18 protein-coding genes are annotated in these 20,818 nt (G+C 35.8%); 7 read left to right on the top strand and 11 right to left on the bottom strand.

Annotation, left to right across the window (positions count from 1 at the left end; genetic code table 11):
- Nucleotides 1–31: 31 nt before the first annotated feature.
- Nucleotides 32–1,123: a tetratricopeptide repeat protein gene (locus tag HS1_RS00090; protein ID WP_066060072.1), complete on the bottom strand. Its 1,092-nt coding sequence runs from the start codon at nt 1,121–1,123 to the stop codon at nt 32–34.
- 47 nt (nt 1,124–1,170) lie between these two features.
- Between HS1_RS00090 and HS1_RS00085 the strand changes: the two genes are divergently transcribed.
- Nucleotides 1,171–1,725 carry a diacylglycerol/polyprenol kinase family protein gene (locus HS1_RS00085; protein ID WP_066060070.1) on the top strand — a complete coding sequence of 185 codons (555 nt, stop codon included), beginning with the start codon at nt 1,171–1,173 and terminating at the stop codon, nt 1,723–1,725.
- On the opposite strand, the gene hemA is transcribed toward HS1_RS00085, so the two are convergent.
- From hemA to HS1_RS00060, 5 genes are all read right to left on the bottom strand, one after another.
- Entirely contained in the window at nt 1,715–3,034 is a 1,320-nt protein-coding gene (hemA, locus tag HS1_RS00080; protein ID WP_066060068.1) for a glutamyl-tRNA reductase, read from the bottom strand. The genes HS1_RS00085 and hemA overlap by 11 nt on opposite strands.
- Before the next feature lie 2 nt (nt 3,035–3,036).
- Complete coding sequence (gene ccsB / locus HS1_RS00075) at nt 3,037–3,852, bottom strand: c-type cytochrome biogenesis protein CcsB (RefSeq protein ID WP_066060066.1); 816 nt, start codon at nt 3,850–3,852, stop codon at nt 3,037–3,039.
- A gap of 6 nt (nt 3,853–3,858) precedes the next feature.
- Nucleotides 3,859–5,064, bottom strand: coding sequence for a DegT/DnrJ/EryC1/StrS family aminotransferase (locus tag HS1_RS00070; RefSeq protein WP_066060064.1), 1,206 nt, complete (start codon nt 5,062–5,064; stop codon nt 3,859–3,861).
- Nucleotides 5,057–5,746, bottom strand: a complete 690-nt coding sequence (locus HS1_RS00065) for a precorrin-2 dehydrogenase/sirohydrochlorin ferrochelatase family protein (protein WP_066060062.1) — start codon at nt 5,744–5,746, stop codon at nt 5,057–5,059. The genes HS1_RS00070 and HS1_RS00065 overlap by 8 nt, the downstream gene beginning before the upstream one ends.
- A 129-nt stretch (nt 5,747–5,875) precedes the next feature.
- A complete protein-coding gene (locus HS1_RS00060; RefSeq protein WP_172793619.1) occupies nt 5,876–6,682 on the bottom strand; it encodes a DUF2914 domain-containing protein in 807 nt (268 codons plus the stop codon).
- A 190-nt stretch (nt 6,683–6,872) separates the two neighbouring features.
- Between HS1_RS00060 and HS1_RS00055 the strand changes: the two genes are divergently transcribed.
- The 5 genes from HS1_RS00055 to HS1_RS00035 all read left to right on the top strand — a co-directional run bounded on the left by HS1_RS00055 (nt 6,873) and on the right by HS1_RS00035 (nt 12,916).
- The gene (locus HS1_RS00055; protein ID WP_156469336.1) at nt 6,873–7,442 is read left to right on the top strand and encodes a pyruvate kinase alpha/beta domain-containing protein; all 570 of its coding nucleotides are present in this window, start codon (nt 6,873–6,875) and stop codon (nt 7,440–7,442) included.
- Nucleotides 7,443–7,450: 8 nt separating this feature from the next.
- Nucleotides 7,451–8,797 (top strand): glucose-6-phosphate isomerase, encoded by a 1,347-nt coding sequence (locus HS1_RS00050; RefSeq protein ID WP_066060056.1) that lies wholly within the window; start codon nt 7,451–7,453, stop codon nt 8,795–8,797.
- Nucleotides 8,776–10,134: a two-component system sensor histidine kinase NtrB gene (locus HS1_RS00045; RefSeq protein WP_066060054.1), complete on the top strand. Its 1,359-nt coding sequence runs from the start codon at nt 8,776–8,778 to the stop codon at nt 10,132–10,134. Before HS1_RS00050 ends, HS1_RS00045 begins: the two co-directional genes overlap by 22 nt.
- A gap of 8 nt (nt 10,135–10,142) precedes the next feature.
- On the top strand, nt 10,143–11,522 hold the full coding sequence (locus HS1_RS00040) for a sigma-54-dependent transcriptional regulator (RefSeq protein ID WP_066060052.1): 1,380 nt from the start codon (nt 10,143–10,145) through the stop codon (nt 11,520–11,522).
- A gap of 284 nt (nt 11,523–11,806) precedes the next feature.
- A complete protein-coding gene (locus tag HS1_RS00035) occupies nt 11,807–12,916 on the top strand; it encodes a hypothetical protein (RefSeq protein ID WP_066060050.1) in 1,110 nt (369 codons plus the stop codon).
- A gap of 122 nt (nt 12,917–13,038) precedes the next feature.
- Here the strand turns inward: HS1_RS00035 and HS1_RS00030 are convergent, their stop codons facing one another.
- The gene (locus HS1_RS00030) at nt 13,039–14,130 is read right to left on the bottom strand and encodes a glycosyltransferase family 4 protein (RefSeq protein WP_066060048.1); all 1,092 of its coding nucleotides are present in this window, start codon (nt 14,128–14,130) and stop codon (nt 13,039–13,041) included.
- Nucleotides 14,131–14,361: 231 nt separating this feature from the next.
- Between HS1_RS00030 and HS1_RS00025 the strand changes: the two genes are divergently transcribed.
- Nucleotides 14,362–15,528 (top strand): O-antigen ligase family protein, encoded by a 1,167-nt coding sequence (locus HS1_RS00025; RefSeq protein WP_066060046.1) that lies wholly within the window; start codon nt 14,362–14,364, stop codon nt 15,526–15,528.
- Here HS1_RS00025 and rfaQ read toward each other — a convergent pair.
- The 4 genes from rfaQ to HS1_RS00005 form a co-directional block, all read right to left on the bottom strand.
- On the bottom strand, nt 15,525–16,643 hold the full coding sequence (gene rfaQ / locus HS1_RS00020) for a putative lipopolysaccharide heptosyltransferase III (protein ID WP_066060044.1): 1,119 nt from the start codon (nt 16,641–16,643) through the stop codon (nt 15,525–15,527). The genes HS1_RS00025 and rfaQ overlap by 4 nt on opposite strands.
- A 19-nt stretch (nt 16,644–16,662) precedes the next feature.
- Nucleotides 16,663–17,736 (bottom strand): glycosyltransferase family 4 protein, encoded by a 1,074-nt coding sequence (locus tag HS1_RS00015; protein ID WP_066060042.1) that lies wholly within the window; start codon nt 17,734–17,736, stop codon nt 16,663–16,665.
- A 6-nt stretch (nt 17,737–17,742) separates the two neighbouring features.
- Entirely contained in the window at nt 17,743–18,510 is a 768-nt protein-coding gene (locus HS1_RS00010; RefSeq protein ID WP_156469335.1) for a glycosyltransferase family 2 protein, read from the bottom strand.
- 176 nt (nt 18,511–18,686) lie between these two features.
- Complete coding sequence (locus HS1_RS00005; protein ID WP_066060038.1) at nt 18,687–20,408, bottom strand: SidJ-related pseudokinase; 1,722 nt, start codon at nt 20,406–20,408, stop codon at nt 18,687–18,689.
- Between the last annotated feature and the right edge of the window lie 410 nt (nt 20,409–20,818).

The following is a 20,818-nucleotide window of genomic DNA, read 5'->3' as shown; positions in this document are numbered from 1 at the left end:
CATAATAGAGAAAAAAGGGGGATAAGTCAAGTTAAAAAATTCTTGCTTCTTGCCGCAAGCGTTTTAGGGCAAGCAAGGCATCTGCCCCACTTACGGGATTTAATGGACCAAAGATTCTGTTTGACCTGTCCTGGGGAAGGACAAACCCCTTTACTAGTCCAAGAATGCAAGCATTATAATAAGACACTTTAGGGTCCAAATCTTTATAAGGAGAACGAACTCTTTGGAAACGATGGCGTAATTGTCTATTCCCAGTAACCCTTACTAAAATATCTTGGAGTATTTCACAAAACGAGGCCTTAGTGAGTTTTTGCTGGGGTTCAAAATAGCCATCTATAGTGGCAGAAAGTTCTCTAATTTCAAGAGGAATAATAGCTAAAATTTCTTTAGCAAAACGCTCGCCCAAAACGTCTTTAGCTGTGGGTAAACTATCAGGAATTACTTCTATCAATTGGGGTAAATGCAGTTCGTGCACCAGCAGGGCAGCCATATCTGCCTTGGTGATAACATCCTTTAAACCAATTTCTTTCCCTACCTCAGTTAAGGGTTGGGCCTTTTTGATTTTAGCGATTTTGTCTATCTCGTTGTAAGCCTTTAATACAAAAGGATTTTCTGTCTTTAACACCCTATCCAATAAAGAAAGGGATTTATCAAAAAGAAATGCCCTTTCATAAAGCAGGGCCATATAAAAACACGCTGAGGCATCCCCTGGTCTTAGGTTCATTATTTGTTTAAAGGCCTTTTCCGCCTTAGGTAACATTTTAGGAGTAAATAATAAATAAACCAGATGGATTTCTCCTTTATAAACATCTATTTTGTCATCGTCTGTTTTAACCATTTTTTTCGCTTCTTCTATTTTTACCCATGCAGCATTTTGGTCTTTTTGATAAGCCTTTACCAAGGCTAAACCCACATATGCTTTTACTAAACCCGGGTCTTCTTCTAGGGCTAGGAGAAATTGTCTTTGGGCCTCTGAGATTTTACCTTTTTCTAAAAACACTGTGCCTACCTCTACATGATGTGTAGGACTAGAAACCCTAGTCTTTAAAAGGCTACCTTTATGACCACAACTACCAAGGAAAACAAAACCCAACAAAATCACCGTGTTTAACATCTTTTTCATAGCCACTCTCTTTTGACTTTTTTGTTTATTATAGTTAAATTAAACCTATGCATCTCTGGTTACGCAAATTCTGGCATTTATTAGGTAATGCCATCCCTATTATTTACTATTTTTCCTCATTAAGTTCAAAAAAAGCAGCCTTTATCATGTTTATAATTTTTTTATGTGTTTTTGTCTTAGATGTCTTACGTCTCATCTATCATCCTTTCAATCACTGGTTTTTAAACCATTTTGGGATATTAGTCAAAGAGAAAGAAAAACATGCTATTACCGGCAGCACATACTACTTTTTAGCTATAAGTATTACCATTTTTTTCTTCCCCAAGAATATTGCTACCTGTGCTATCCTTTATTTGACCCTGGGAGACCCCATAGCAGCCATTGTGGGTCATTATTTACCCCTTACCCCTATCTTTAAACAAAAGACCTTAGGCGGCTCCTTAGCTAACTTCTTCACTTGCTTAATCATTGGTGTTTGCTTTTTTCCTTTTATAATTGCTCTTTTGGGTGCCATTACCGCTACTCTCGCTGAGCTTTTTTCTCCTATTGATGATGCTATTTCCATTCCTTTATGTTCAGCCTTAGTGCTCTCTATTCTTTAAACTCTGTTTTTTTATGATATCCTCTTTCTTGCTCTTCATGGTTATCTAAATTGAATAAACGGCGGGTGATATCTAAATACAGGTCAATCCTTTCCCTGTTTTCTTTTTGCTTTAAAAATTGGATGGGGTCATGAAGTATCTTTTTTATCATGGCCTCTGTCATTACTGCAATGGCTTCTTTGTCTTTTTCAGAAAGGTGTTTTAGCTGATTGAAGGTCTTATTCAATTCTGCATGTTTTATTTCCTCTAGTTTATGTTTTAAAGCAATGATAGTCGGTACTACAGATAAGGTTTCCAGCCATAGCTTAAACTTGATGGTTTCTTCTTCTATAATCCGTTCTGCTTTTTGTGCTTCTTTCTGGCGCTTGATTTTGTTTGCCTCTACTACGCCTTGTAAGTCATCTATGTCATATACATAAGCATTATCTATTTGGTTTATTTGGGGATCTATATCTCTAGGAACGGCGATGTCAATGAAAAATATAGGGCGGTGCCGACGAGCACGCATACTTTGCCTTACATCTTTTTCTAATAGGATAAAATTGGGGGCACCGGTAGAGCTAATAATAATGTCTACCTCTTTTAAACCTTCTTTTATTTCCTCCATAGAGATAGCTTTACCCTGAAATCTTTCTGCCAATTCAATTGCCCTTTCTAAGGTTCTATTTGCCACCACAATACTTTTTACTCCATTATTCAAAAGATGCTGTGCTGCCAATTCTGCCATCTCTCCTGCCCCAATAAGCATAATCTTTTTGCCCTCTAGATGACTAAATATTCTTTTAGCCATCTCTACTGCAGCATAGCTAATAGAGACTGCATGATGTGCTAGTTTTGTCTCTGTCCGAATTCTTTTAGCTACCGAAAAGGCCTTATGTAAAAGACGGTTTAAAATGGGCCCAGCTAAACGGTGTTTTAAAGCCAGACGATAGGCATCTTTTATTTGACCTAGAATCTGAGGTTCACCTATCACCATAGAATCTAGAGAGGAAGATACTCGAAAAACATGTGCCACTGCTTCTGTCTGTTGATACACATAAAGGGCGTTCTCAAATTGGCTTATGGGAATCTGATTAAAATCGGCTAGAAATTGCTTTACCGCCTTTACACCTGTTTCAGCGGATTGTTTGGTAGTAAAAAGAATTTCTACACGGTTACAGGTGGAGAGGAATAAAACTTCTCTTAAAGGAGAAAGCTGTGCCAGTTGAGATAGAATTTCCTCTGAGTTACCACTGGTACCCAATTTTTCTCTCACTTCTACTGGAGCTGTCTTATGATTTACCCCGACTAAAACAATCCAATTATCCATTTTTATCTAAAACTATGATAAGTTTTTAAAAAGTAATTAACCCCCAAAAAGGTAAAAATTAAAAATCCAAAACCAATAATAGAAAGCCATGCAGCACGACGACCTCGCCAACCTATGGCTAACCTCTCATGTAATAGTATAGCATAAACTAACCAAGTAAGAACAGACCAAATTTCCTTAGCATCCCAATTCCAGAAACTTCCCCTAACCCATTGAGCATAGACAGCACCTATGACTAATCCTATGGTAAGCATGATGAATCCCACAATCAGAGCGTGATAATTAAGCGTATCTAAAAAAGACAAAGAAGGTAAACGTCCAGAAATTTCGGTTATTTTTTTTTGTTTGATTTGTTTTTCCTGTAAAAGATATATCACACCAGCACAAAAGGCTACTGCTAATAGTGCGTCTCCTAAAAGGCTAAAAACAATGTGCAGATTAAGCCACAAACTGCGGAATATAGGGCGAGGAGGGGAAGTAACACCTGGGATTATCCTAGAAAGAAACATCAACACTAAGATTAAGGGATTAAAAAAGGCACCCAACACACCTAGGCCAAAACGAAAAAAAAGAATAAGATAAACAAGGGCTAGTAGCCAGGCCATAAAAGAGATGGAACCTTTCATGGCTATAACTGGGAAATGACCTAATTGAACCCAGTTGCAGATAAAACCCACTGTATGGGCCAAAAAACCACCTGTGAATAAAAATGTAGATAACTGTTGAATTTTGGGTTTTGGTGAAAAAAGAGAAACGAAAAAACCGCCCATGCTGATGATATATCCTATTAAGGCTAACTGGTAGAAAAAAATGTCCATAGTTTTTTATACTATAAAATGTGATTGGTTGACAACCAGATATTTTTTATTTTGTTTTATAACTTCTTTTACTGCTGAGATAACATATTTCACATCTTCTTCACTCATTTTGGGATAAAGGGGTAGGGAGACAATCCTTTGATAAGTGCTATAGGCTATAGGATAATCTTCTGGTTTATATTTATATAAATGGCGATAATAGGGATGGATATGTAATGGTATAAAGTGAACAGAGCAACTAATACCTTTTTCCCTCAACAATTCTATAAATTGATTTCTATCAATAGAAAGTCTTTCCAATTTTAATTTAATAACATATAAAAGCCAGCTATGTTCTATATTATTCTTTAAAAATGGTGTCTCTATTTCAGGCATTTCTTTAAATGTCTGATTATACATAGAAACAATCTCTTTTCTTCTTTGCCAAAAAACATTCACCTTTTCTAACTGAGCCAGGCCTATGGCAGCAGCAATGTCGGTCAGATTATATTTATAACCCGGGGCGATAATTTCATAATACCAGGAACCTTTAGCTGTATATCTCTTCCAAGCATCCTTGCTTATGCCATGTAGACTCATGCACTGCATTTGTTCAGCCCATTTTTTATTTTCTGTAGTAGCCATGCCTCCTTCACCAGTAGTGATGTTTTTGTTGGCATAAAAACTAAAGCAGGTAATGTCTCCTATCACGCCTATATTTTTCCCTTTATACTTTGAAGGAAAGGCATGAGCTGCATCTTCAATAACCTTCAAATTATATTTTTTAGCTATTTCCATAATGATATCCATATCACAGGGATGACCGGCAAAATGCACCGGAATGATGGCTTTGACTTTTGAAATATCGGTATTTTCTAAATAGGCTAGAATCTTTTGGGGGTCTATATTCAAGGTATCTGGTTGGATATCTACAAAAACAGGTTTAGCCTTAAAGTATCTTATTACTTCTGCAGTAGCGGCAAAAGTCATAGGAGAGGTAATAACTTCTTCCCCTCCTTTAAGGCCAATAACCTCTAATGCTAAGTGTAAGGCAGCAGTGCAAGAATTAAGTGCTACGGCATATTTTGCTCCCACTAAAGTAGCAAATTTTTTTTCAAATTCCTTTACCTTAGGCCCTGTGGTGAGCCAACCTGACTTTAAGGTCTCTATCACTCCCTCTATTTCTTGTTGCTCTATAGAAGGCAAAGAAAAGGGGATAAATCTTTCAGACATTATTTTGAGATTTCTCCTTTAGTTTGAAGTTTAATAATTTATCTAAATCAGAGATTTTGGGCACAAGTTTTTTAATCTCCTTTTTTACGGCCTCCATGTTTTTCTCTTTAATATAGACTAAAAGATTGGAGTTTACCAATTTGTTTAAAATGGCCTCCCTTTCCTTTTGATGAGGGACAACTTTTTTAAGGTAACTTCGCAGCTTCCCTAATAACTTTAGAAAAAGGGCATAATCCTCTCCGAATTGTTTTTCCAATTCCTCCCGCAATTTTTTGGCCATAGCTGGGCTTTTTCCTGCCGTAGAAATGGCAATAGTTAAATCCCCTCTAGTTACTACTGAAGGCACAATAAAATTGCATTTTTCAGGCTGATCCACAATATTACACAAGATATTAGCTGCGTTAGCCTCTTTACTTAAACGGGCATTGAGGATTTCATCATTGGTGGCTCCAATGACTAGGAAAACGTCTTTTAAATAATCGGTTTTATATTCAGCACCAAGATAAGTTATTTTTTTATCGCTAATAATGCTTTTTAATTCAGGTATCACTTCTTTAGCCACTAATTTTATGTTTGCCCCACCATCAAGGAGCCTTTTAATTTTACGCAGGGCTACCTTGCCTCCCCCTACCACCAAGCAATTTTTCCTCTTGAGGTCTAAACAAACAGGATAATATCTCATTTTTTATCTCCCAGTTTAAAAAAACAGTTAATTATGTTTCTTAAATACTCTCTATTTCATATAGCAGACGCATTTTCTTCACTCAAACCAAAAACTTCCTTAAAGTCCTGAATAAATTCTTAAGTCGTTCTATTTTACTGTAAATTCAATGGATGTTAATTTTTCTTTTTTGGGTCCTAAAATAATTACCTCCCACTTCCCTTTTAAATCAGGATAAATAATCTTTCTACTCCAAGTCCTCCACCTGGCAGATCTTATGGGTAAAACGATAGCCATAGCTACCTTGCCTTTATAAAGCCATATATGTCTGACCTTTGTGGGTTTCTTTGCCCCTAAAATCTCTGTAAAACAATAAATAGGAGTGGGGGCAGTAAGATGAAATTGGGTTTGAGGATGAATTGGTTCACGGTCTTTTATATCTAAACACACGGAAATACGTTTGACAGAAATATCTAAAACAGTTTTTTTCTCAGGTTTAAGCTGGGTTTTGGATAAAGGTGGTGATATTTGGGCAGGTATAGTTTTTCCTAAACTTCCTTTTTTTCTCATGGTTTGCAGGGATAATTTGTTCATTCCTGCCTGTTTGGTAGGCAGGTTTTTTTCTGATAGATACCAAGAAAGTGAAAGAAAAAATAAAACAAAAATCACTCCTAAAATAATGGGTTTGTAGTTTGTCTTCTTGATTTTTGCTTCTGGAATTGGATGTGCAATTTGTTCCTCATATTGGGTTATAATCTTATCAGGACTCAGTCCAAGATAACTGGCATAAAGACGCAAATAACCCCTGATATAAGCAGGGGCTGGTAAGGCTTGCCAATTATTGGCCTCAATAGCTTCTAGATAAAAAACAGAAAGTTTGGTGTCAGCGGCCGCTTTATCTATAGAAATTCTCTTTCCTTCTCTCACTTCTTTCAATATTTCTCCCACAGTAGCCATATTCCCAAAATGCCATAAAGAGCAATTTTTGTCAAAAGTGGTAATCTCCCCAAATCCGTAATAACTTTTAAAGAAAACCCACAGACCTGTCTGCCGTCGGGCAGGTTGGAATTTTCTCCAAAAAGAGGTCGCGGATTTTGGGTCAGTAAGCATCTTGACAGAAGTAAAAGAGACAAAGTATTATGCCTATATGTTCAGAAAAGAGATATTGTATTTTGAGAAACCAGGACCAGCCAATACCCAAGCATGTCTTCATATTTTAGAACGGTTGGTCCAGGAAGGTTATAAAGATTTTGTGGTAGCTTCCACTACTGGTGAAACAGGTCGGTTAGTAGCAGAAAAATTAACCCATTATAATATAAATTTAGTGGTTATTGGTCATTGTGTGGGTTTCAAAGGTCCCAATCAGGATGAGTTTTTGCCTCAAAACTACAATGCTATTTTGGCTGCTGGAGGACGGGTTTACAAAGGAACCATTCTTACCCATTCTCTGGAAAAGGCCCTTTCCAAAAAATTTAACGGTCTCTATCCTACCCTGTTAATTGCTGAAACACTGCGCAGATTAGGAGAGGGAATGAAAGTATGTTGTGAAATTGTGATGGAGGCCTGTGATGCAGGATTAATAGCCGAAGGTAAAGAAGTAGTAGCCATGGCTGGCACGGCCAAAGGAGCAGATACAGTGACTGTTATTAAATCTGCAGCCTCAAAGCGGTTTCTAGAATTAAAGGTATTGGAAATTCTGGCTAAACCCAGGGCTTAGGTAAAAAAATGCTGGTATATGATTATTCTAACCTTATTGAAGAAAATATAGGTAAAGAGGGAATTTCCTCTAATTTTTTAGAAACAAACAAAGGGCTATTACAAGAAATAGATAACGAGATTAAAGCTAAGCGTCAAGATGGTAGCTTTGGTTTTATGGAATTGCCTTTCCATCAGCCAGAATTGAATGAGATTAAAAAAATGGCTTCTGATGCTCGGAAAAAGTGGGAAAATATCATTGTATTGGGAATTGGTGGTTCTTCTCTAGGAGCTATGGCCATCCACCAGGCCCTTCATCATCCTTTTTATAATCTTTTGAATGCAGAAAAGAGAAATGGCTATCCTAGGATATTCTTTATGGACAATGTAGACCCTGAGTTAGTCCAGGGTATTTTAGATGTGGTTGATATAAAACACACACTTTTTTTGGTTATTAGCAAATCAGGCAAAACAGCCGAGACCCTTAGTCACTTTTTATTCTTTCTTGAAAAGGTGAGAAAACAAGGAGACCCTATAAAGCAAATAATTATCATTACTGACCCAGAAAAAGGACCTTTAAGAGAGATTGCCAGAAGTGAAGGATTTTTAACCTTCTCTGTTCCTCCTAATGTAGGAGGCAGATATTCGGTGCTTTCAGCGGTGGGATTAGTGCCTGTGGCCTTTTTGGGTATAGATATAGATGCCTTATTGGCAGGGGCACAGGCCATGGCTAAACGATGTGAAACTATAGAAAATCCTGCTTATCTCTTTGCGTTAATTCAGTTTCTGTTTTTACAAAAGGGTAAAAATATTCATGTTATGTTTCCCTATGCCCAAGCATTACTTGGTATGGCTGATTGGTGGCGCCAACTATGGGCAGAAAGTTTGGGCAAAGAAGGAAATGGTCCTACCCCAGTTAAGGCACTGGGTGTAACAGACCAACATTCACAACTACAGCTTTATATGGATGGTCCACGTGATAAAATTATCACTTTCATCACCGTGAAAGATTATGGAAATGATGTGTTTATTCCGCATTCTTTTAAAGATTTTCCTGATTTAGCCTATTTAGGAGGCCATACATTTAATGAATTAATACAGGCAGAACAACTAGCTACAGAAGTAGCCTTGACCAAAGCAGGTTGTCCCAATGGCAAATTTGTTTTAGATAACATTGACGCCTTTACTTTAGGAGAATTCATTTATTGTTTAGAGCTAGCTACCGTAAGTTGTGGGTTATTCATGGGGATTAATCCCTTAAATCAACCAGGAGTAGAGTTAGGAAAGCGTTATACCAGGGCCTTAATGGGAGAACCCCATTTCCAGGAAGAAAAGAGAGAAATTGAAACATTAAAATGCGTTCACGCCAAAGTGTAAGGCCCTTTAAGTTAGTAAAATATTTTTCTTATAGCAGTTTTTTTCTTATTTTATTTGCCTCTCTAACCCTTTCTTTTATTGTTTCCAAAGGTGCTAAATCTTTAATTTTACAGAAAAGTGAAGAATATGCATTATTGGTAGCCAAAAATCTAAATCACCAGGTTTTTCTTCAATTTACCCTGCCTACAGTGGCTGTTTTTGGCCGTATTAGGCTAAGAGAAAAGGTGCAGTTTGAACGTTTGGATAGGATTGTAAAAAACACTATTCATGGCTTTGATATAGAGCAAGTAAATATTTATGATGTGAAAGGCACTATTGCTTATAGCACAAATAAGGAGCTAGTAGGCAAAAAACTTACTTTGCCTCCAGAGTTTCAGATGGCCAAAAAGGGAAATTTGGCTTCTAGACTAGAAAAAAATAAATTGAAAACCTATGCTCCCTTTCGGGCAGAAAAGGCCTTAGCACAAGAAACTACGCTTGTTTTGGGAATTTTTGAAATTACCCAAGATTTAAGCAAGGATTATAAAATCATTAAAAACTTTCATACTACAGTGATCGCTAGTTCTATTTTTATTATGGGACTTTTGTTTTTAGGGCTAACCTTGATAGTTAAAAGGGCAGAAAGAATTATTGAAGCCAGAGCCGAAGAAAGAAGGAGATTGGAAGATAGACTAAGAAAAACAGAGCATTTGGCCAATCTAGGAGAAATGGTGGCCGCTGTTTCTCACGAGATTAAAAATCCCTTAGGAGTTATTAGTAGCACTGCTGAATTGTTACAAAATAGAAAAAAAGGAGACGATACTCAAGTCCAACTAGCTCAAATTATTTTAGAAGAAACGAAGAGGCTTAATCAAACTTTGAGTGAATTTTTAGAGTTTGCTCGCCCAGAAATTCCCAAATTTGCACCATGCACAGTTACAGAAGTGCTGGACAAACTCCTAAGTTTTCTTATCCCTGATTTTCAATCTCATAGAATTGAAGTAATAAAGGAATATAGAGATAATCCTGTCATAGAAGCCGACTCAAATCTATTACATCGTGCCTTTTTAAATATTATCATGAATGCCATTCAAGCCATGCCTTCTGGAGGTCAATTGAAGGTCACAGTGGAGGCAGTTCCTGATAATAAAGGAGTAGTGATTATGTTTACTGATACAGGCACAGGTATGCAAGAAGAAGTCTTAGAAAATATTTTTACCCCATTTTTCACTACCAAAGAAAAAGGAAGTGGTTTGGGTCTATCCATTGTGAAAAAAATTATTGAAAATCATGAAGGAAGGGTTAAAATTGAAAGTAAAATAGGAGAAGGAACAAGGGTAATAGTCTTTTTACCCTAAATACAGATATGGAAAACATACTGGTTGTTGACGATGAAAAAAACTTCTTAATTATTTTAAAGGCAGTGTTAGAAGAAGAATACCAGGTTCTTACTGCCCAAGATGCCTTTACAGCCCTAGAAATCCTTTCCCACACTGATGTTGACACAGTACTTACAGACATGAAAATGCCTCAGATGGATGGAATACTTTTGTTGGAAAGAATTAAACAAATTAATCCTGAATTGCCAGTAATCATAATGACCGCCTATGGCACTGTGGAAAAAGCAGTGGAAGCTATGAAAAAAGGGGCCTTTGACTATGTGTTAAAACCTTTTTCTAATGAAGAACTAAAGCTCAATGTGCGTAAGGCCATTGATATGCACCACTTGTTGCGAGAGAATAGGCGGCTTAATCAAGCCTTACACCAGCGATATCACTTTGAAAATCTAGTAGGTAAGAGCACAGCTATGCAGCGTATTTTTGATTTGATTAGAAAGGTAGCTAATACCAAAACTACTGTCCTCATAACAGGAGAGACTGGGACTGGTAAAGAACTTGTGGCTAAGGCCATTCATTATAATAGTGGACGGAAAAATGGTCCTTTTATATCTGTTAATTGTGGTGCTTTGGCAGAAACCCTTTTAGATAGTGAGTTATTTGGTCATGAAAAAGGTTCCTTTACTGGTGCTATTGCTTTGCGTAAGGGGAGATTTGAGTTAGCAGACAAGGGTACGCTTTTTTTAGACGAAGTCAGTGAGATGTCTCCTTCCCTCCAAGTAAAGCTATTAAGAGTTTTACAAGAGAAAGAATTTGAACGCGTAGGAGGAACCAAGACTATCAAGACCGATGTGCGTATCATAACTGCTTCTAACAAAGACCTAAAAGAGGAAATAAAAGCAGGAAGGTTTCGGGAGGACCTTTATTACCGGCTTAATGTAGTTCATATTCATTTACCACCTTTGCGAGAACGAACAACAGATATTCCTCTATTAGTAGCTTATTTTCTCAAAAAATATAGCAAAGAAATGAGAAAAAGGGAGTTAAAGGTCACCCCTGAGGTCTTAAATATTCTCTATAATTACTCTTGGCCGGGTAATATCAGAGAATTAGAAAACGTAATAGAGAGAGCAGTAGTGTTGTGTTCAGGAGAGGAGATTAAACCTGAACATCTCCCTGAACGTTTACGGGAACAAGATACTTCAGTTCATGCTGAGATTTTTAAACATCTTCCTCCAAATCTCAAGTTACCTGAAATTTTAGAAGAAATAGAGGCCAGGTTTATCAAACATGCCTTAGTGCAAAATAATTTTGTTCAAGCAAAAGCAGCCAGGGCATTGGGTATTACCAAAAGCTTACTTCAGTATAAAATTAAAAGGTATAAATTATTACCCCAAAAAGATTGGTAAGTATAAAAATTTGTATCTATTAAAAATCCTTTATTGTCTTAATAATCTGAAGATTATGAGAAACATAGTAAAAATTTTTGAACATTTTTAGTATTTTATAAAAACAGAAAAATGGCTATTCACCTTTATTATCAAAGTGGCACAGTTTTTGCTTTTAATTATCTAATTGAGAAAACCTTTCACTTTTCTCCCTCCTCTAAGCCGATGGGTAAGACCATCGGCTTTTTAATTTTTGACAAACCGTTCATTTTAGGATAGTTTAAAGCGTTATCTGAGGGAGAAAAATGAATCAGGTGGAAATTATTCCCGTAGAAGATAAAAAGCAGCTAGATACATTTGTAAAAATCCCCTGGAAGATTTATAAAGATAATTCTTATTGGGTTCCTCCCCTTATTTCTGAAAGAAAGACATTTTTAAACCCTAAAAAGAATCCATTTTTCTCACATGCCACAGTAAAGTTATTTTTGGCCTATAAAGGTAAAGAACCTGTGGGAAGGATAGCGGCGGTTATAGATAGACAGTATATTCGTTATTACCAGGAAAAAGTAGGCTATTTTGGTCTTTTTGAAACACTCAAAGATTACTCTATTGCTATTTCACTTTTCAATGAAGTGGAAAAATTTTTAAAAGGCCATGGTATGAAAAAGATTTTAGGCCCCTTGAACTTATCTACCAATCATGAATGTGGTCTGCTTATAGAGGGTTTTGACTATCCTCCCGTGGTTATGATGCCCTATAACCCCCCATATTATAAGGAATATATAGAAAAAAGCGGTTTTAAAAAAGCTCAAGACCTTTGTAGTTATTATGTTGATTTTAATCATGTAGATGAAAGAGTGTTCAAGAGAGTTGAACAAAAGGCTGCCAGAAAAAATCTTACCGTAAGAAAAATAAAAATAAATGACCCTGAAGAAATAAAAAAGATAAGAGAAGTTTATAACGATGCCTGGGGTAAAAATTGGGGATTTGTGCCCCTGACTGATGAAGAGTTTTTTTATCTCGCTAAAGAATTAAAAAAATTGGTTATTCCTGATTTAGCCCTAGTAGTAGAAAAGGATGGGAAAATTGTAGGCTTTAACTTATCCATTTGGGATATAAATCCCATACTCAAAAAATTAAATGGCAGGCTTTTCCCATTTGGGATATTTAAATGGCTTTACTACTCAAGAAAGTTAACCTTTGTCCGTGGAATAACCTTAGGCATTAGTGAGCAATATCGGTATATTTTAGGCCCTTTACTTTTTCTCAAACTCTTAGAAATATCTAAACAAAAGGGTTTTTTGCGTTGGGAGATAGGGTGGGTATTGGAAAATAATGTCATTGTCCAAAATATCTTTAAAAAGATAAATGCTAAACTCTATAAAAAATATCGAATCTTTGTCAAAGAATTATAATTTGAACATTCCCCAAAATTTAGGCGTTAATCTTTATTTATAGCTTAGCAGATGCTTCGTTAAGCCATCAAGACCAAGCCTTCAGAGTGGCCAGACAGGTTAAGGGGCCGTATGGAGAATGTTCATTGCCTACAGGAATTATAAATATTTTCAATCTCCTCTATCATTTTAGCAAAGGAATATCTTTGTTCTACCAATTTCCGTCCTTTTTTACCCAATTTTTCTCTCAAAGCAGGGCTTTTATATAACTCTAAAACTGCTTCAGTAATGGCTTGTGGATCTTGGTGCGGAACGATTAAACCTGTTTCTCTATGTTTTATTACTTCGTAAATACTACCTATATTGGTAGTAATAACTGGTTTTTTCATGGCTAAGGCTTGCAAAATTGCCTGCGGTAAGCCTTCACCAGCATAAGAAGGATGCACCAATACATTTAAAGAGGCTAAAATCTGGGGTATGTCTTCTCTAAATCCAAGTAAATGGACTTTATTTTGTAAATTAAAATCTTGGATTTGTTTTTCTATCCTTGCCCGGGCTCTTTTGTTCCCATTGCCTACTATATAAAATTCAGCATGGGGAATTTCTTTTAAAATTTCTTTTGCAGCTAAAATAAAGTATTTGTGTCCCTTCCATTCTAAAAAGATAGAAATCATTCCTATATTAAAACCATTTGGTGGAAGTAATCCTGGTTTTACTTTATCAGGGTCAAACACAGCCAAATCTACACCTGTAGGGATAGAAACAATCTTTTTAGGATTAAACTTATTGTAATTTATTAACTGATTTTTAATAGCCTCACCGGTGGTGATGATATAATGAGGAAATACATTATAAAGTAGCCAGCTTAGAGGGGTTCTTCCGATAGGGGTAGAAACATGTCTAGTTCTGATCAGGGCAAATTTGGGATAAATAGTTTTAACTATCCCTCCTAGCCAGCTATCCCAACTGGTATGAGTATGTAATATATGAATATGTTCTTTTTTTATTAAATCTAAAACCGCAAAAATTCCTTTTAAGTCCCTTTTTTTTAAAGGCAAAGGATAAACCTTGAGTTCCATTTGACAGGCCTTTTTAAAAATCTCACTTTTGGGGAATGCCCCTAAAGTAATCCAATAATTTTTTTCTCTTAGTGCCCTTATTTTGTTTAAAATCCTGATTTGTTGTCCTCCAAAACCCATGGCACTTTCTAGATGTAGAATTTTTATCTTAGGCATTTTCTCTTGTTTCTAACCTACCCATTTCCATGAAGTAAAAAGAACTGGCCATAATACCATAAGTTCACAATCTTGCATTTTGCTTGTTATATGCCAGCAATAATGGAATTTCAATGGACTTTAGATATTTAAGTAGGAAAAAATTATATTTCCTATGGAAAATTGTAACCCCTCCCTTTACAGGACAAGCAGTCTTAGTATAATATGCAAAGCGCGGAATTAAATGATTAAATGGCCGAAGAAAAGAAAAGCGGAGTTATAGCAGAACTATTAGAGAAAACGACTTATGTTTTCATTTTACTGACCCTATTTTCACTACCACTCTTTGAGGCCCCTAAAAATATTGCATTTGTAAGTGCTTTATTTCTTTTCTTTATAGGAAGCGTTCTTTATAGAAAAAAGTTTCCACTTGCGGGCATTGATAAGGCATTATTACTTTTCCTTTTCCTGACCCTGGTCAGCGCCATTTTTTCCCCTTATAGAGATTATGCCCTAAAAAAAGGTGCCTGGGATACCTTCAGGTTTGTTATGCTCTTTTTTCTGGTCAAATACAGCATTGACACCAAAGCTAAAATAAAGTTTGCTATCTTGATTATTATCATTTCCATGATGATAGGAGACCTTATAGGGATAAAGCACTATTTAGAAGCACCCTCTCTAGAATCTATTAATTTTATTGGTTATCGCACTAGTACTGCTACCTATTTAGCACTCTTTCTTTCCTTAACTTTTGGCATATTGCTAACTAATAAACCAAAGAAAAATCCTTTTTTCTTTCTGGTAGTAGCCGCTACTATCTTGACTCTTGGAGTGCTTTCTCTGTCCTTAACCAGGGCCACCCTTTTTTCTGTAAGTGTAATATTTTTAATCTTCTGTGCCCTCAGAAGGCATTTTAAGATACTAGCCCTTGGGTGCCTTTTGATTATTCTGTTTCTATTTCTTTTTGTCCCATTAAAGGAAAGGATTAAAATGTTGAAGCCTGATTTTTATGTTCGCTGTGCAATTTGGCAAGGAGCCTTGAAGATAATAAAGGATAGACCCTTTTTAGGCATTGGGCCCAAAACTTACAGTCTTAAAGAAAATCGAGTAAAATACAATCTTCCTAGAGATATAAGGAGCAGTGATGCCCACAATGTTTTTTTAAATATTGCTAGTGAGAGAGGGTTAATTGGGCTTTTCTCCTTCCTTATTTTTTTAGGGTTATATTTGCATCTACTTTCCAAAACCAGGAATAGAGAGGGCGAGATTATTACCCCTTTATGGTATGCCTGCCTTGGGAACTTTATTCACCTTTTTGTGATTGGAATAGGATACTCAATGTTGAGCACAGAAAGTGCTATGCTCTTTATGGCTATTTTGGGCCTATTTTCATCGAGTATAAAAGTTGAGCGAGTTTAGGGAAAAACAGGGGAAAGCTGAGATATCTTTTCTTGTAATATATTTATGACCTCCTTTGGTTTAATCTCGCCCAAACACTCAGAAAATCCTTTGTTATTACAGCCTTTTTTGTCACAAGGCACACAGGGCCATTCTTTTTGAATAATAATATGTTTTCCTAAAGATTGGACACCCTTCCTTTTATAAGGAGATTGAAAGGACTTTACCGGATAGCTCAAATTATTTTCCCAGGGCCCCCATCTATGGGTAAGACTAGGGCCAAATAGGGCAATTACAGGTTTATTTAAAGCAGCAGCAATGTGCATGGGTGCAGTATCAATGCCAAAGAATAGATGACAATGATAAATTATCCCACACAATTCCTCCAAATCCAATCTTCCTACTAAATTTATCACCCCTTTATTGACAAAACTAAGGATGTTTTCTACCCTCCTTTTTTCCTTCTCCCCACTACCGCCCAGGATAACCTTTATACCATTTTTTAGAAACCAATTAATTACTGTAGCCATATAGTCATCTCTCCAGGACTTAAATGACCAATGGGTTATAGGGTGGAGATAAACTACTAAATCACCTTGGTTAATCCCTAGCTTGCGCAACCTGTTTTTAGCATCCTCGATCGTTTTGTCTTTTAAATATAGTTTAACCTCATAGTCCCTAGGTAAAATATCCAACCCCTCACACACTAGATACAAATCATGCATTACTGCGTGTGTATCTGGTTCTATTAGAAGCTTATCATAAATAAGGTTTTTGCCTACAAATCCCTTTTTTGCAAAAAATCCAATTTTATATTTCGCCCCTGAAAGTAAAGAATAAATAGCGCCCCTATCTCCACTAGCAAAATTTATGGCAATATCATAGTTATTAAGAAAGAAATTTTTGCAAAAATTCAATTCCCCTTTAATCCTCTTTAAAACACTCAATTCTTTTAAACGGCGATCATACCCTAATAATTCATCAATATAATCTGCATATTTTAACATAGGGGCAGTGTAGCTATTAACAATTACTGTCAAATGGGCATTAGAAAAGCGGGTTTTTATTGCTCTTAAGGCAGGTTCACAGAGCAATACATCTCCTATTTGTTTTAGTTTAATAGCCAAGATACGCATTTATATTTAAGAGAATAAATTACCTTTCAATTACTTCCAAAAACTCATTGACGGCCTTTTCTAAAGAAAAAAGTTTCGCTTTCTCATAAGCATTTTTTCCCATTATCTTTTGATTTTTAGAAGCTATTTCCAGGCAATAGGCAAATTCTTCTAAATTTACAGGAAAATTTAAAATAAAACCTTCTTTGCCATTTTCTATGATCTCTGATGCCCCACTAGCATTTGTGGTAATTACCGGCAAACCACAAGCCATGGCTTCTAAAATGGCATTCCCAAAGGGGTCATAAATTGTGGGAAGTACAAATATATCAGCTAATTGGTAAAATCTTTCTATTTTTCTCTGAGGGCCCAAAAAATATATTCTTTTTTCTAATCCTCTTAACAATTTTTTTCCTATCTTTCCTTTCCCAACTACTAATAATACAAATTTTTTGGGCAGGCATTTTAAGACATCCAAGACAAATAACAATCCCTTCCGTTTAAAACCACTCCCAACAAACAATAATACTTTTTTATCTTCCAGACCTAATTGACCTCGGAATTCTTGCTTTTTTTCTAAGCTAGGAGGGAAAAAACGTTTTAAATCAACTCCATTATAACAAACTGTGCATTTTTTAGCAATTTCCTCACCATAAAATGTTTTAAATGCTCTTTTATCCATTTGGGAGAGAGTAATGATTTTTTTTGAAGTTTTAAGCGCCTTTTTTTCTAAAAAAAGGATAGTTAAATGATGAGGATTAAAACGAAAACTTAGACACTTTAAATATCCATCAATAAACTTTCTTTGTTCAAGCCACTTTTTGTGGCAACCATCCGATGCCCGATATATATCCTGACTGCATGTTCGTTCAAAACTGACTACAACATCAAAGGGATGTGTTTTTAAATATTGTTTCACCCTTTGAGCAAAAATGAAGTCAGGTGCAATTCCTAAAGAAGAAATTTTGTGGATTTTAAAAGCTGTAGACTCTTCCCACAAAGAAGTAAGTAAATGTATTTCATGCCTTTGCGCTAAATTTATCATCACCTTTTGCAAATCTTGCTCTGCTCCTCCGTAAAATGAAAATTTTCTTTTAATGAAAGCAATTTTCATAATGTCTCACTCATATTGTCTTTCTGGGGTTTTTTGCATTTCTAACAGCTTTGCATATTTAAAAAATGAGTTACAGGCATTTATGAATGAAATTATAAAACCATCCAACCCATTAAGAAGGCCTAATTTCAAGAAATAACTCCTGATAAACATCCAACCTCCATGTAAAAATGGGGTAAGAAGATTTACCCTAATGCCTTTATCATAGAGTTCCCTAGCCCTAGTGGAAGAATATTCATTCATTTTTTTAAGCATTTGAGAGTAATTTTGATAACTATAATGCTCTATGGGAACATTTAATTCAATAATTTTACCCTCTGTAACCCATGTCTCATGAACTATGCCTTCAAACTTTCCATGCTCTTTATCAAACAGTCTTACCACCCTATCTGGCCACCACCCACTGTGTTTTATCCATTTTCCATGAAAGAAATTTTTGCGAGGGAAACTGTAAGCTTGGGCCTTTGGGTCTTGAATTATTTGTGAAATAATTTGGGCAGTTTCAGGAGGTATTCTTTCGTCGGCATCTAGGCTTAAAACCCACTTGTGATAAGTCTTTTCCAAAGCACTTTGTTTTTGTGGACCATATCCCTTCCATTCTTCAACAAATACCCTGCAGCCAAAGGACTTGGCAATTTCTGTGGTATTATCTTCACTGCCTGCATCCAAAACTACTATATCTTCAGCAAAGCTAACACTTTCCAAACAAGCAGAAATTAATTTTTCTTCATTTTTGGTAATAATTATTACTGAAAGAGGGAGCTTTTTTGACATTGCCCAAAAATACAAAGAAATTATTCCTGTGTCAATTAGAAAAACAAATATCAATCTTCACTTAAGATTGACCCCTTAGCTCGGTCATTATTGACTTCATGGAGGACTGTCATCCCTACTTAAAGAAACATTCAATCAAGAAGTCAAAACCTTGAATTTCCTGAAATCTAGTATAATCAGAAACCATTTTTATATTTACCAATTATACATAACGCTGCCCATATAGTTATAGCATCAATCATCTCAGGCAAAGATATTAATTCATTAAATCCCCCTAAATGAGGACCACTGAGTAAGATTATATCTTCCTTTCCCTTGACAAATCTTTTTATTTCTTCTCCAGAATATCCTTTAGTTATCAGGAATTCCTTGAATTCTTCATCAGACATCCTTTGTTGGTCCTCTATCCTTAATCTTTCTTCCATATGCCTATCTACTCCCATCTCTTCAATGGCTCTTTGGATAAGATTGTCTAAATCAAAAGGAAATTTTTCTAAATATTCTTTTCCCACAAATCCTTTATAATAAGATAACAAAATAGCTTGAATTATTTCTTTAAAAAGGGACTTATTAAATAGATTTCGAGCATCCACAGGATTCCCTTTATGGTCCCAGCCTGTCATTTCTCTTTTTCTGTTTCTGAAGTAACTACCTGTGACCAGAAACAAACTTAACAAGTGATTTCCTATAAAACGATACAATCCTGACCGATCTTGATATCCTACTGGTGGTTTCTCACCCCAAGAAATAATATGTTCAAAATCTCTTATCCCTGTTTTTCCAAAATTAGGCCAGTCGCAAGAAACAAGCCATCTATCCAATCTTCCTTTAAATTGCCATCTGTATAAACCCCTATCAAACCTTCTCCCTATCTGAATTCTATTATGGAATAAAGGAATTACCTCTGTATGAATAATACCCAAAGAGGTAAGATAGCCTAGCAAATATGCACATCGGGCCATTACCTCTTTAATCTCTTGCCAGGATAAGGCCCTTTCAGGCTGGGTTTCGTTAGGATAGCAGAAATATTCTTTGGAAATTACAAAACAAATGGCATATTTATCTGGGTGAAGTTTTATCTCTTTAGGGATTCTTATAGGAATATTAGTGAGTTTTATTACATAACCACCACAAAATTCTAATAATTGAGGTATATCAAATCTGACATCTGTGAAATGTCCCTCTGTTTTGAGTTTATTTAAATATTTAATCCAATATCCTTCCCTTAACAATGATGAAGGGTGTTGTTTTTCTTTTAATATTTTAATGACTAAGATATTATTGTCATTCAAGTCATAAACTAAACTACGTGAGATAAATCTGGGATTATGGGGAGATCGAACTTTAGACAATATATCATCAATAGAGACAAAATTATAACTCTCCTTTGGGAACTCTACCTTTGGACTATCCACCTTAAGTGGTAATCCCTTTACCAATGTCTTAATACCCATTTTCTTCAATCCATCAAGAGTTTGAGTAGAAACAATAAGACTTTCTAGGATAGGTAATAACCTTTCTACAGCTTGGGCAGCGAGTTTACTACCTCGAGAAATAGAAAATCCTAATACCCGAAGGGCCTTTTCTTTTAATAAAGGAGGAGTCTGGGGAGAAGCAATGAGATTTTCTATGATACCAATAGAGAGGTGATTTCTCACATACCCTAATAACCAAAGGGCTTCTCTTTGTAAATCGTTATCTCTAGGATGGATAATAAACGTTTCTAATACAGGAAGGAGTTTTTCTATTATTTTCCAAGCAAGCTGGCGGTCTTTATAGATTATATTTCTTAATGTGCGGATAGCCTTTTGTTTTATATGACAAGGGGTTTTAGGATTAGAAATGACTTCAACTAAGTCAAATCCCTCTAATTTTTTTAATTGGTAGCTATTATCCATGGTCTTGATTTCTTTTTTATTTTACCACAAAAACTCCTTCAAAACTACTTATTGCCAAACTGGAAGCAGGACTTCGTCAAAGTAATTTTAACGGAGATCCAAATGTTAAGCGCACCTGTCTGCCGACAGGCAGGATGGCTCAATGCAGAATGCAAATTGAAAAATGCAAAATCGCCTTCTGTCAAATTGGAACGTTAGAATGTTGGAAATGGGAAATGGGAATTGGGAAATGGGAATTGGGAATTTCTATTTTCTGTTTTCTATTTTCTGTTTCCCGTTTCCCTTTCCTTCTTTATGCGCGTTAACACGTTTACACATTGACACGTTTACATGTTAGAATTGGGAACTGGGAATTTCTGTTTTCCGTTTTCTATTTTCTTAACTGTATTTTGTAGGTTTGAACTTTCCAT

The sequence above is a fragment of the Candidatus Desulfofervidus auxilii genome, from assembly GCF_001577525.1.
GTDB lineage: Bacteria > Desulfobacterota > Desulfofervidia > Desulfofervidales > Desulfofervidaceae > Desulfofervidus > Desulfofervidus auxilii.
The sequence above is the reverse complement of the archived record's forward strand: the minus strand, read 5'-3'. Positions and strand labels throughout refer to the sequence as shown.